Annotated in this window: 1 protein-coding gene; it reads left to right on the top strand. The window is 70.8% G+C overall.

Annotation, left to right across the window (positions count from 1 at the left end; genetic code table 11):
* Positions 1-9 precede the first annotated feature (9 nt).
* The gene (locus tag M1M07_RS22300; protein ID WP_282582240.1) at positions 10-14715 is read left to right on the top strand and encodes a non-ribosomal peptide synthetase; all 14706 of its coding nucleotides are present in this window, start codon (positions 10-12) and stop codon (positions 14713-14715) included.
* Positions 14716-14721: the final 6 nt, after the last annotated feature.

Below are 14721 nucleotides of genomic sequence, written 5' to 3'. Positions count from 1 at the left end.
GACGAGCGGTTGCGTCCGGTGCCGGTGGGTGTTGCGGGTGAGTTGTATCTGTCGGGTGTGCAGTTGGCTCGGGGGTATTTCGGTCGGCCGGAGTTGACGGCGGATCGGTTCGTGGCGAACCCGTTCGCCGGTGGGGCGAGCGGAGCGACGGGGGATGTCACTGCCGGGGAGCGGATGTACCGCACCGGCGACCTGGTGCGGTGGCTGCCGGACGGCTCGCTGGACTACCTGGGCCGCACCGATTTCCAGGTGAAGGTGCGTGGTTTCCGGATCGAGCTCGGTGAGATCGAATCGGTTCTGCGGAACCAGGATTCGGTGTCGCAGGCCGTCGTCGTCGTGCACAGCGACCGGCACACGGGCGAGCAACTCGTCGGATACGTCGTCCCCGCGGACGGCGCAGCGGTCGACGTATCGGCGCTCGCGGCCGGGGTCGCGGCGGAGCTGCCCTCGTACATGGTGCCCACGGCGTGGGTGGTGCTCGACGCGCTGCCGTTGAACATCAACGGCAAGATCGACCGCAAGGCCCTGCCGGCGCCGCAGGTGGTGCAGCGCGAGTTCCGGGCACCCACGACCCCGGTCGAGCAGGCGGTCGCCGCGGTGTTCGCCGAGGTGCTCGGCGTCGAGCGGGTCGGCTTGGACGACGACTTCTTCGCGCTCGGCGGCAATTCGCTGGTGGCGACGCAGGTGACGGCCCGGCTGGGTGCGGCGCTGGATGCGCAGGTGCCGGTGCGGACGGTGTTCGAGGCCTCGACGGTCGCGGCGCTGGCCGCGGCGGTCGAGTCGCACGCCGGTTCCGGGGCACGGGCGGCGCTGACGGCGCGTCCGCGTCCGGAGCGGGTGCCGTTGTCGTTGGCGCAGCAGCGGATGTGGTTCCTCAACCGCTTCGAACCCGACTCCGCGGCCTACAACATCCCGATCCCGATGCGGCTGAGCGGCACGCTCGACGTCGCCGCGCTCGAAGCGGCCGTCCGTGACGTGATCTCCCGGCACGAGGTCCTGCGCACGTTCTACCCCGAGGTCGACGGCGCCGGTGTCCAGGAAGTGCTCCCGGCCGGGTGGCTGCCGGACGGCCTCGAGCCGGTCCGGGTCGCCGGCGAGAACGACCTGCGCACCCGGGTCGCGGAACTGCTGTCCGCGGGCTTCGACGTGACCGTGGCGCCGCCGGTGCGCGGCGCCCTGTTCCGGATCACCGAGGACGAGCACGTGCTCGCTCTCGTCGTGCACCACATCGCGGCCGACGGTGTGTCGACCGGACCGCTGGCCCGAGACATCGTCCTGGCCTACACGGCCCGCGTCGGCGGTCAGGCCCCCGCCTGGCAGCACCTCGAGGTGCAGTATGCGGACTTCGCGCTGTGGCAGCGCGAGGTCCTCGGCGACGAGGCGGACCCCGATTCGTTGCTCTCGCAGCAACTCGACTACTGGGTCGACACGCTCGCCGGAACGCCCGACGTGCTGGACCTGCCCACCGACCGGCCCCGGCCGGCGGTGCGCGACGGCGTCGGCGGAACCGTCGACTTCGCGGTGCCGTCGGATGTCGTCGCCGGGATCAAGCGTCTGGCGGCGGAGCAGCACGCCACGCCGTTCATGGTCGTGCACACCGCCCTCGCTGTGCTGCTGGCGCGGTTGTCCGGCAGCGACGACATCACGATCGGCACCCCGGTCGCCGGTCGCGGCGAGGCGGCACTCGACGACCTGGTCGGCATGTTCGTCAACACCCTGGTGTTGCGCACCCCGATCGATGCGGCCGCGTCGTTCCGCGACCTGCTCTCGGGAACGTCCCGGGCCGATCTCGGCGCGTTCGCGCACGCGGACGTCCCGTTCGAACGCCTCGTGGACCGCATCAACCCTGTTCGCTCGCAGTCGTTCTCGCCGCTGTTCCAGGTCATGCTGGCGTTCCAGAACTACAGCCAGTCGGTGGTCGAGCTTCCGGGCCTGTCGGTGTCTGCGCTCGAATTCGATTGGCAGGCAGCGCAATACGATCTCTCGGTCACCCTGGTCGAACCGGCGGGAGGTGACGGGTCCTACCTGGGCGAGATCGGCTACGCCACAGACATCTTCGATGCGGCAACCGTGTCCGCCATCGCGGAGCGCCTCGTCCGCGTCCTGGCGGCCGCGACGGCCGATCCGGACGTCGTCGTCGGCGACCTCGAACTGGTCGACGACGATGAACGCCGCCGGATGCTCGTCGAGTGGAACGACACCGCCCGACCGGAGACCGGCGAACTGCTGCTCGACGGATTCACCGCGCAGGTGCAGCGGACACCGGACGCACCGGCTGTGGTGTTCCGCGACGAGATCCTCGACTACGCGGCGTTCGACCGCCGGGTGAACGCGCTCGCGCAGGTCCTCGCCGACCGGGGCGTGGGTCCGGAAGTGCTGGTCGGCGTGTGCATGAGCCGATCCGTCGACATGCTCGTCGCGATCTACGCGATCCTGCGGGCGGGCGGCGGCTACGTTCCGATCGATCCCGAGCATCCCCTCGACCGCACGGCGTACGTGCTCGAGGTCGCGGCACCGCTGCTCGTGCTCACCACCGCCGCGGACCGTGACGCCCTGCCGGGCGAGGTCGCGGCGATCGACGTCGCGGACCTCGACCTCGGTGTCGATACGGCGCAGGTCGAGACGGAACAGGTCGTGACGGCCGCCGGTCTGCGACCGGACAACACCGCGTACGTGATCTTCACGTCGGGTTCGACGGGACGCCCCAAGGGCGTCGCCGTCTCGCACCGGTCCGTCGTCAACCAGATCGCCTGGATGGCAGAGCGGTACGACCTCGGAGCCGGGGACACCGCGCTGCACAAGACGCCCATCACGTTCGACGCGTGTGTGTGGGAGCTGTTCTACCCGCTGCAGGCCGGTGCCCGGCTGGTGATCGCGGAGCCCGGCGGCCACCGCGACCCCGAGTACCTCGTGCAGGTCTCCCGCCGGTGGGACGTGTGCATCCTCGAGTTCGTGCCGTCGATGCTCGCGCTGTTCCTCGCCGACGACGGCCTCGCCCTGCCGCCGTCGCTGCGGTACCTGTCGGTCGGTGGCGAGGCACTGCCCCCGGAACTGGTGGCGCGTTTCGTGTCGCGTTCGGATGCGGTGCTCGACAACACCTACGGACCGACCGAGGTCACCGTGACCTCGACGGTGTTCCGTTGTGTCGCAGAGGAATCCTCGTCGGTTCCGATCGGTGAGCCGATCCGCGGCGTCCGTGCGTACGTCCTCGACGCACGCCTGCATCCGGTGCCCGTCGGTGTCCCCGGCGAGCTGTACCTGTCGGGTGTCCAGGTCGCCCGCGGCTACCTCGGCCGGCCGGACCTGACCGCCGAGCGTTTCGTCGCCGACCCGTTCGATACCACCGGTGGTCGCCTCTACCGGACCGGCGACCTGGTGCGGTGGCTGCCCGACGGCACGCTGGACTACCTCGGCCGCACCGACTTCCAGGTGAAGGTGCGTGGTCTGCGCATCGAACTCGGCGAGATCGAGACGGCGCTGACCGACCTGCCGGAGATCGGGCAGTCCGTCGTTGTGGTCCACGACGGTGAATTCGGTCAGCAGCTCGTCGCCTACGTGGTGCCGTCGCCGGGCGCGACCGTCGATGTCGACGCCGCCCGCGACCGCCTCGGCGAATCGCTGCCCCGGTACATGGTTCCCGACGTCGTGATGGTGCTGGACGAGCTTCCGCTCAACCACTCCGGCAAGCTCGACCGGCGCGCCCTGCCGGAGCCGGTGCTCGCCGTGCGCGAGTTCCGCGCCCCGACGACCGCGGTCGAGGAGATCGTCGCCGCCGTCTACGCCGAGGTGCTCGGTCTCGATCGCGTCGGCCTCGACGACGACTTCTTCGCCCTGGGCGGCAACTCGCTCGTCGCCACCCAGGTGGTCTCCCGGATCGGCAGCGAACTCGACACCCGGATCCCGGTGCGCGCGCTGTTCGAGGCCCCGACGGTCGCCGCACTCGCCGCGGTCGCCGAGCAGCACGCCGGTGCCGGCGGCCGGGTCGCGCTCACCGCGCGGCCGCGTCCGGACCGTATTCCGTTGTCGCCGGCGCAGTCCCGGATGTGGTTCCTGAACCGGTTCGATCCGGAATCGGCCGCGTACAACGTGCCGGTCGCGATCCGCCTGACGGGTGAACTCGATGTGACGGCCCTCGAAGCAGCCGTCAACGACGTCGTCGCCCGGCACGAAGCCCTGCGCACCGTGTACCCGGAGGTCGACGGCGCCGGCACGCAGGTGATCCTGACGGCCGCGCAGGCACGGATCGAGCTCCCGCCGCGCGAGGTGACCGAGTCCGAGGCGCTCGAGCGGGTGTTCGCCGCGGTGGGAACCGGATTCGACGTCACCACCGCGGTGCCGGTGCGCGCGGAGCTGTTGCGCGTCGCCCCCCACGAGCACGTGCTGGTGGTCGTGGCGCACCACATCGCGGCCGACGGTTTCTCGATGGGACCGCTGACCCGGGACGTGATGGTCGCGTACGCGTCCCGGTCGCGTGGGGAGCACCCGTCGTGGGCACCGCTCTCGGTGCAGTACGCGGACTACACGCTGTGGCAGCGCGAGGTCCTGGGGGCCGAGGACGATCCGCGGTCGCTGATCGCCGGTCAGCTCGACTACTGGACCACCGCGCTGGAGGGTGTGCCGGATCAGCTGGATCTGCCCACCGACCGGCCCCGGCCGGCCGTCGCGTCGAACACCGGCCGCGACCACCGTTTCGAGATCGGAGCGGACGTCCAGGCCGGCATCGCCGACCTGGCGCGGCGTACGGGCGTGACCGCGTTCATGGTGGTGCACGCGGCGTTGGCCGCGGTCCTGGCACGCATGTCCGGCAGCGACGACATCGCGATCGGCACGCCGGTCGCCGGTCGCGGCGAGGCCGCGCTGGACGACGTGGTGGGCATGTTCGTCAACACGCTGGTCCTGAGGACGCGCATCGACGGCTCGGAGCCGTTCACCGACCTGTTGTCCCGGGTCAAGGACACCGATCTCGGTGCGTTCGGGCACGCGGACGTGCCGTTCGAGCGGCTCGTCGAGGTGCTGGATCCGCCGCGGTCGCAGGCGCGGCACCCGCTGTTCCAGGTGATGCTCACGTTCGAGAACATCGGGCAGTCGAGCTTCGAGCTGCCGGGGCTGACGGTCGCCGGTGTGCAGGCCGAGAACCGCACCGCGAAGTTCGACCTGCAGTTCGTGCTGTCGGACACGTTCGCCGCCGACGGATCGCCCGCGGGAATCGCCGCCGGTGTCACCTACGCGACCGATCTGTTCGACGAGACGACCGTGGCGTCGCTCGCGCAGCGGTTCACCCGGGTGCTCGCGGCGGTCGTCTCCGATCCGGTTCTGCGGGTCGGCGACGTTCCGGTGTTGGATGCGGCCGAACGGATCTCGGTCCTCGAAACGTGGAACGACACCGTCCACGCGACGGATTCGACGGCGACCCTCGTGGATCTGTTCGAGGCGCAGGTCGCGCGCACCCCGGACGCCCCGGCGGTCGTGTTCGGTGACGAGACCCTGACCTACCGCGAATTCGCGTCGCGGGTGCACCGGCTGGCGCGGGTCCTGATCGCGTCGGGTGTCGGTCCCGATGCGCTCGTCGCCCTGACGATGCGTCGGTCGACCGAACTGCTCGTCGGCATGTACGCGGTGGTCGTGGCGGGCGGCGCGTACGTGCCGATCGATCCCGACCAGCCGGCCGAACGCAACGAGTACGTGCTCGCGACCGCGGATCCCGTGCTCGTGCTGTCCACGAGCACCGACGCGATCGAGGCTCCGGGCCGGGACGTGGTGCTGCTCGATCGGCTCGACGTCTCCGGCTACCCGGACGGTCCGGTCACGGACGCCGAACGGCTCGGTGCCGTCCTCCCGGACAACACCGCCTACGTGATCTTCACGTCCGGTTCGACGGGCCGCCCGAAGGGTGTGGCGGTCGCGCACGCCGCGATCGTCAACCGTCTGCTGTGGATGCAGGGGCAGTACGAACTGACCGCGGACGACGTGGTCGTGCAGAAGACCCCCTTCACGTTCGACGTGTCGGTCTGGGAGTTCTTCTGGCCCTTGCAGATCGGTGCCCGCCTGGTCGTCGCGGCACCGGACGTGCACCGCGATCCGGCGGCGCTGGCCCGGCTCGTCGCCGACGCCGGCGTCACGGTCGTGCACTTCGTGCCGTCGATGCTCGCCGCGTACGTCGCCGAGCCGAGCGCGGCGGCGGGATCCGGACTGCGGATGGTGTTCGCCTCGGGTGAGGCGCTGCCCGCGCCGATCGCCGCGCGGATGCGGGAACTCGTGCCCGGGGTCGCCGTGCACAATCTCTACGGGCCGACCGAGGCCGCGGTGGACGTGACCTTCCACGAGGTCACCGACGCGGACGTCGTGGCCGTGCCGGTCGGTGCGCCCGTGTGGAACACCCGGGTGTACGTGCTCGACGCACGCTTGCAGCCGGTGCCCGTGGGTGTCGCCGGGGAGCTGTACCTGTCGGGTGTCCAGGTCGCGCGTGGCTACGTGCGGCGTCCCGACCTGTCCTCGGAACGGTTCGTCGCCGACCCGTTCGCGACCGGTACGCGCATGTACCGGACCGGTGACCTCGTGAAGTGGTCGGCCGCCGGGGAGCTGGAATACATCGGCCGCACCGACTTCCAGGTGAAGGTCCGCGGTCTGCGCATCGAACTCGGCGAGATCGAGTCGGCGCTGACGGACCTGCCCGAGATCGCACAGTCCGTCGTGGTGGTCCACGACGGGGAACTCGGTCAGCAGCTCGTCGCGTACGTGGTGCCGGCCGACGGGGCGGATGTCGAGGTGGCCGCGGTGAAGTCCGCGGTCGGGGCACGCGTGCCCGCGTACATGGTTCCCGACGTGGTGACCGTGCTCGACGCGTTCCCGCTCAACGCCAGCGGCAAGCTCGACCGCAAGGCCCTGCCCGCGCCGGTGTTCGAGGCCCGCGAGTTCCGTGCCCCGGCCACCCCCGTCGAGGAGATCGTCGCGGCCACGTTCGCGCACGTTCTCGGCGTCGATCGCGTCGGTGCCGACGACGACTTCTTCGCGCTCGGCGGCAACTCGCTCGTCGCGACGCAGGTCGCGGCGAGGCTCGGGGCGGCCCTCGACACCGAGGTGCCCGTGCGTGTCCTGTTCGAGGATTCGACGGTGACGGCCCTCGCGGCCCGCGTCGAATCCCGCGCCGGTTCGGGCCGGCGTGCGCCGCTCGAGCCGCAGGCGCGCCCGGACCGGATCCCGCTGTCGCTGGCGCAGTCCCGCATGTGGTTCCTCAACCGGTTCGACACCGCGTCCGCGGTCGACAACATCCCGGTGGCGGTGCGCCTGTCCGGCGAACTCGACGTCGACGCGCTGCGTGCGGCGGTCGCCGACGTCGTCGCCCGGCACGAGGTGCTCCGCACCGTGTACCCGGAGGTCGACGGCGCCGGGCACCAGGTGGTGCTGCCTGCTGGTAAGGCCGGGGTCGAACTGGACGTGCGGGCCGTCACCGCGGACTCGGCATTCGAGGTGGTCACCGAGATCGTCGAGTCCGGATTCGACGTCACCGCACAGGTTCCCGTGCGTGCCGCGCTGTTGCAGCTCGGCGACGGCGAACACGTCCTGGTCTTCTCGGTCCATCACATCGCCGCCGACGGCTTCTCGATGGCACCGCTGACCCGGGACGTGATGATCGCGTACGCCGCCCGCTCGCGCGGCGAGGCCCCGGCGTGGGCACCGCTGCCGGTGCAGTACGCCGACTTCACGCTCTGGCAGCGCGAGGTGCTCGGCGCCGAGTCCGATCCCGATTCGGTGATCGCACGGCAGCTCGGCTACTGGACCGAGCGGCTGGCGGGCATCCCCGACCAGCTGGACCTCCCGAGCGACCGGCCGCGGCCGGCGGTGGCCACCAACCGGGGCGCGGCCTACACGTTCACGCTCCCGGCCCGGCTGCAGGACGCGATCGGCGCGCTGGCGCGTGACCGTCACGCGACCCCGTTCATGGTCGTGCACGCGGCGCTCGCGTCCCTGCTGGCGCGGTTGTCCGGCACCGACGACATCGCGATCGGCGCACCCATCGCGGGCCGCGGCGAGGCCGCGCTCGACGACCTCGTCGGCATGTTCGTCAACACGCTGGTCCTGCGCACGGACGTCGCGGCGGGCGAAGCGTTCGAGGAACTGCTCGGCCGGGTCCGGTCCACCGACCTCGGGGCGTTCGCGCACGCCGACGTCCCGTTCGAGCGCCTCGTCGAGGTGCTCGACCCGGCACGGTCGCAGGGCCGGCATCCGCTGTTCCAGGTGGCGCTGTTCTTCCAGAACATGAACCGCACCGCGCTCGAACTCGGCGGACTGTCCGTCGCACCCGTCGAGACCGAGACGAACCTCGTCAAGTTCGACCTGCAGGTCGCGGTCGCCGAGATGTTCGACGACGCCGGCGCATCGGCCGGTGCCGCGGTGGAGATCCAGTACGCCACCGACCTGTTCGACGAGTCGACGATCGTCGCGTTCGCGGACCGCTTCGTGCGGATCCTCGAAGCGGTGACCACCGACCCGGCGATCGCCGTCGGTGACCTGCCGGTCCTCGCGGCGGACGAACGCGCCGAGATCGTCGACGCGCGCAACCGGACGCAGCATCCCACCGTCGACACCCTGCTGCTCGACAGCTTCGATCGGCAGGCGGTCCTGACTCCGGACGCGAATGCCGTGGTCTACGAAGGTGATTCGCTCACCTACGCCGAGTTCGACGCTCGTGTCTCCGCGCTCGCGCGGCACCTGATCGCGCTCGGGGTGGGTCCGGAGTCGCGGGTCGCGCTCGCGATGCGGCGCTCGCTCGAACTGGTCGTCGGCATGTACGCAGTGCTCCGCGCGGGCGGCGCGTACGTGCCGGTCGATCCGGATCATCCGGCCGATCGCATCGCCTACATCCTCGACGCGGCGGACCCGGTCGCGGTGCTCAGCACCGAACGGGACGGCTTCACCGCCGCGAGCGGCCGGACCGTGCTGTTCCTCGACACCCTGGATCTGTCCGATGTCCCGACCGATCCGATCCAGGACTCCGAACGGCGCGGGTCCGTGCACGCGGGCAACACCGCGTACGTGATCTTCACGTCCGGGTCCACCGGCAAGCCCAAGGGTGTCGCGGTCCCGCACGGCGCGATCGTCAACCAGATGGAGTGGATGCAGGGGCAGTACCGGTTCACCGAGGCCGACGTGTACCTGCAGAAGACCGCGACGACGTTCGACGTGTCGCTGTGGGGCTTCTTCCTGCCGCTGCGGGTCGGGGCGACCCTCGTCGTCGCGACCCCGGACGGCCACCGCGACCCGCTGTACCTCGCGGAGCGGATCCGTTCGGCGGGGGTCACGGTCACCGACTTCGTTCCGTCGATGCTGTCGGTGTTCGTCTCCGCGGTGGCGGCGGGCGACGTCGCGGGCCTGCGCGACGTGTTCGTCATCGGTGAGGCCCTGCCCGCAGCGACCGCCGAGGCGTTCGCGCGGATCAGCGGCGCCGGGCTGCACAACCTGTACGGCCCGACCGAGGCCGCCGTCTCGATCACCTACCGGCAGGCCGCACCGGGCGATACCGGCTCGGTGCCGATCGGTGTGCCGCAGTGGAATTCGAAGGTCTACGTCCTCGACTCCCGCCTGAATCCGGTACCCGACGGCGTGCCCGGCGAGCTGTATCTCTCCGGCGTGCAGTTGGCGCGCGGCTATCACGGCCGCGTCGACCTCACGAGTGACCGGTTCGTGGCCGACAGGTTCGAGGCGGGCGAGCGGATGTACCGCACCGGTGACCTCGTGTACTGGCAGGGCGGTGAACTCGTCTACATCGGGCGCACCGACTTCCAGGTCAAGTTCCGCGGCCAGCGCATCGAGCTCGGCGAGATCGAGGCGGCGCTGCTCGACGACGACGCGGTCATCTCCGCCGCGGTGCTCGTCGTCGACACCGCCACCGGTGAACAGCTCGTCGCGTACATCGTGCCGGGGGCGCCGGAGTCGTTCGACCTCGATCGGGCCCGCCAGGCGCTGAGCCGGAAGCTGCCGACCTACATGATGCCGTCGGCCATCGTCGTGCTCGACGCGTTCCCGCTCAACGCGTCGGGCAAGCTCGACCGCAAGGCGCTGCCGGCGCCGGTGTTCGAGGCGCGGGAGTTCCGGGCGCCGTCCACCCCGGTCGAGCAGATCGTCGCCGGAGTGTTCGCGGACGTTCTCGGCATCGACGCGATCGGTGTCGACGACGACTTCTTCGAGCTCGGCGGCAACTCGCTCGTCGCGACCCAGGTCGTGGCCAGGCTCGGAGCGGCCCTCGACGCCGCGGTGCCGGTGCGTGCGCTCTTCGAGGCGACGACCGTCGAAGCGCTCGCCGCGCGTCTCGAGTCGCACACCGGCGGACCGGGTCGTGCCGCACTCGTGCCGCAGCCCCGCCCCGAGCGGATCCCGTTGTCGGCGGCGCAGTCCCGCATGTGGTTCCTCAACCGCTTCGACCCGGATTCGGCCGCGTACAACATCCCGATCGCGATCCGCATGTCGGGCGCACTCGACGTGGCGGCACTGCAGCTCGCCGTCGACGACGTGGTCGCCCGCCACGAGGTGCTGCGCACCGTCTACCCGGAGGTCGACGGCACCGGGGTGCAGGACGTGCTGTCCCCGGAGCGGGCCCGCCTGACACCGGCCGTCGAGAACGTCTCGGAGACCGCCGTACTCGAGCGGGTCGCCGAGCTGGTCACGGCCGGGTTCGACGTCACGACGGCGGTTCCGGTCCGCGCGGCTCTGCTGCGGATCGCCGAGGACGACCACGTGTTCGTGTTCGTCGCGCACCACATCGCCGCGGACGGTTTCTCGATCGCGCCGCTGACCCGCGACGTCGTCACGGCGTACGCGGCTCGCGTGCAGGGTGGCACCCCCACCTGGGCGCCGCTGCCGGTGCAGTACGCGGACTACACGCTGTGGCAGCGGGACGTGCTCGGCGACGAGGCGGATCCGCAGTCGCTGCTCGCGCAGCAGCTCGGGTACTGGACCGAAGTCCTCGCCGGGGCTCCCGAGGAGGTGACGCTGCCGACCGACCGGCCGCGTCCCGCCGCGCTGTCGCACCGCGGTGCCACCCACCGGTTCACCGTGCCCGCCGACGTGCGGGCCGGTATCGACCGGCTGGCGGGGGAGCGGGGATCGACGCCGTTCATGGTGGTGCACGCCGCGTTGGCGCTGCTGCTGGCGCGCTTGTCCGGCAGCGACGACGTCACCGTCGGTGCTCCGGTGGCCGGTCGAGGTGACGCCGCGCTCGACGATCTCGTCGGCATGTTCGTCAACACGCTCGTGCTGCGCACCCCCGTGGTGGCCGACGAGACGTTCGCGGACCTGCTGGCGCGGGCCAGGACGGCGGATCTCGGCGCGTTCGGACACGCCGACATTCCGTTCGAGCGTCTCGTCGAAGCGCTCGACGTCGAACGGTCCACGGCGCGCAACCCGCTGTTCCAGGTGGCTCTGGTGTTCCAGAACCAGCCGGTTGCGGCGTTCGATCTCGGTGGACTGCGGCTCGCCGCAGTCGAATTCGAGGACGGAGTCTCCCGCTTCGACCTGCAGGTGACCGTCACCGAGGTCGGTGCCGGAGGCGAATACCGCGTCGACCTGACCTACGCGACCGACCTGTTCGACGAGTCGACCGTGGTGGCGTTCGCCGAGCGGTTCGGCCGGGTGCTCGCCGCGGTCACCGCCGATCCCACGATCGTCGTCGGGGACGTCGAGGTCCTCGCGGACTCCGAGCGCGCGGCCCTCGTCGGCGCCGCCCGCGCGGGCGCCGCTGCCGCTCGCGCTCCTCGCGGCCGGGTGTGGACGTCGACCCTGCCCGCGCTCATGGCGGAGGCCGTCGCGAAGAACCCGGACGGGACCGCGCTGGTCTTCGGCGACCGCTCGCTGACCTACCGGGAACTCGACGAGCAGTCCTCGCGCCTGGCGCGGGTGCTGCTCGGCCGGGGAATCGGATCGTCCGATCTCGTCGCGATCGCGGTGCCGCGGTCGATCGAGTCCGTGCTCGCCGTGTGGGCGGTCGCGAAGACCGGCGCCGGCTACGTCCCGGTCGACGTGAAGTACCCGGCCGATCGTGTCGCGCACATGATCGACGACTCGGGAGTCGTTCTGGGCCTGACGATGTCGGCGCACGTAGACGGACTGTCGGACGGTGTCGACTGGCTCGTGCTCGACGACGCGGACGTGCGGTCCCGGTGCGCTGCCGAGTCCGATGCGCCGGTCACCTACCGGGATCTGCCTGCACCGATCCGGTCGTCGCAGGTCGCGTACGTGATCTACACGTCCGGTTCGACGGGCCTCCCGAAGGGCGTCGCCGTCACCCACGCCGGTCTGCACAACTTCTGCGTCGAGCAGTACGAGCGGTACTCGCCGACGGAGCAGTCGCGCGTCCTGCACGTGGCATCGCCGAGTTTCGACGCGTCCGTCCTCGAACTGCTGCTGGCGCTCGGCGCGGCCGCGGCGATGGTGGTCTCGCCGCCGGACGTGTTCGGCGGGGACGCACTCGAGGACCTGATCCGGCGCGAGTCGGTGACGCACGCGTTCATCACCCCGACGGTGCTGGCGTCGATGGATCCGGCGGGTCTGGATTCGTTGCAGCATCTCGTCGCCGGTGGCGAGGCGGTCTCGGCGGACATCGTGGAGAAGTGGGCGCCCGGACGGTCGCTGTACAACGGCTACGGGCCGACGGAGACGACGATCATGTCGAACATCTCCGAACCGATGGTCCCCGGTGCGCCGGTCACGATCGGCGGGCCGATCCGCGGAATGCGGGAACTGGTGCTCGACAGCCGGTTGCGGCCCGTTCCGGTGGGCGTGCCCGGCGAGTTGTACATCGCCGGTGTGCAACTCGCTCGCGGATACCACGAGCGTCGCGGTCTGACCGCGGAGCGATTCGTCGCGGATCCGTTCGGTGTTCCCGGTGACCGCATGTACCGCACGGGCGATGTCGTGACGTGGACGGCGGACGGCGAGATCGCCTACGTCGGGCGCAGCGACTTCCAGGTCAAGATCCGCGGTCTGCGCATCGAACTCGGCGAGATCGACGCGGCCCTTTCCGCGCACCCGTCCGTCGACGTGGCCGCGACGGTCGCGCACAAGGACGGCGAGTCCTCGTCGGTGCAGCTCGTCGGATACGTGCTGCCGGTGGCGGGGGAGCGGATCGATCCGGCCGAACTCAAGGAGTTCGTGGCGAGAAGCGTTCCCTCGCACATGGTTCCGTCGGCGATCATGGTCCTCGACCAGCTGCCGCTGACCCCGGTCGGCAAGCTGGATCGCCGGGCCCTGCCGGCGCCGGTGTTCGAGGCGCGGGAGTTCCGCGCACCCGTCACGCCGGTCGAACTCGCGGTCGCGGCCGTGTTCGCCGAGGTCCTCGGTGTCGAGCGGGTCGGTCTCGACGACGACTTCTTCGAACTCGGCGGGCATTCGCTGCTGGTGATCAAGGTGATCAACCGGTTGCGGGACCTGACCGGTCTCGAGGCCGGGGTCCAGGAGTTGTTCGACCACCCGCAGGTCGAGGATCTCGCGCGGGCGATCGACCCGCAGCGCAGCGGACCGGACGTCGCGAGCTTCGCGGAACACGTGAGCCTCGCCGCGGACATCACCGCCGACGGGGCGCAGCCGCCGCGCGTCGAACCCGAGGTCGTGCTGTTGACCGGTGCCACCGGTTTCCTCGGTTCGCACCTGGTGCGGGAACTGCTCGATCGCACCGACGCCGAGGTGTGGTGCCTCGTCCGGGCCGAGTCGCCCGAACACGGTCACGCCCGCATCGTGGAATCGATGCGCCGCTTCGGATCCTGGCGGGACACCGGAGCCGACCGCATCGTCGCGGTGCCGGGTGATCTCGGGCAGGACCGGCTCGGGCTCGACGAGGACCGGTTCGCCGAACTCGCCGAGCGGGTCGACGCCATCGTGCACAACGGGGCACGCGTCAACCACATCGAGACGTACAGCCGGTTGCATCGGCCGAACGTGCTCGCGACGGAGGAACTGCTGCGGCTCGCCGCGACCGTCCGGCTCAAGCCGCTGCACTTCGTGTCCACCGGCTCGGTCCTCACCGACGAGGCGGCGCTCGCGGAAGGGCGGCCGTACGTCGCGGGCGAGGACGATCTGCTCGAGGCGGAGCGGGTCGGCGGCTCGGGGTATGTCCAGTCGAAGTGGGTCGGCGAGGCCGTGGTCCGGCTCGCCGGCGAACGGGGCGTTCCGGTGTCGATCTACCGGCCCGGTCTGATCACCGGCGACGTGGAAACCGGTGCGTGCGGCTCGGACGACGCGTTCTGGAACATGGTGCGCGCCATCGTCGCGCTGCAGCAGATTCCGGACATCGCGACCGGCACGGTGCCGATGGTCCCGGTCAACTACGTCGCACGGGCGCTGGTGCAGCTCGCCGTCGATCCGGTGACCTGGGGTGGGACCTACCATCTCGTGTCGCAGCGGCGGGTGCCGATGTCCGAGCTCGAAACGCAGTTGCGTGCGCACGGATTCGACCTGCGCACGGTGACGGTGCCCGAGTTCGGGGAGGCGTTGTTCACCACGGCGGAGAAACTCTCCGCGGCCGGTGACGACAGTCTGATGCGGGCGATGCTCGTGTCCGGCCAGTTCGCGACCGGTCTCGCCGAGATCGAGACGTTCTCGGACGAGAAGACTCGCGCGCACCTGGCCGGGACCGGCGTGGAGTGCCCGGTCGTGGACGCGGAGGTGCTCGGCCGGTACGTGGAGTACTACGCCCGGACCGGCTTCTTCCGCCGGCTCGACGGGTAGAACCGG

Source organism: Rhodococcus sp. HM1 (genome assembly GCF_023218075.1).
Classification (GTDB): domain Bacteria; phylum Actinomycetota; class Actinomycetes; order Mycobacteriales; family Mycobacteriaceae; genus Rhodococcus.
The sequence above is the reverse complement of the archived record's forward strand: the minus strand, read 5'-3'. Positions and strand labels throughout refer to the sequence as shown.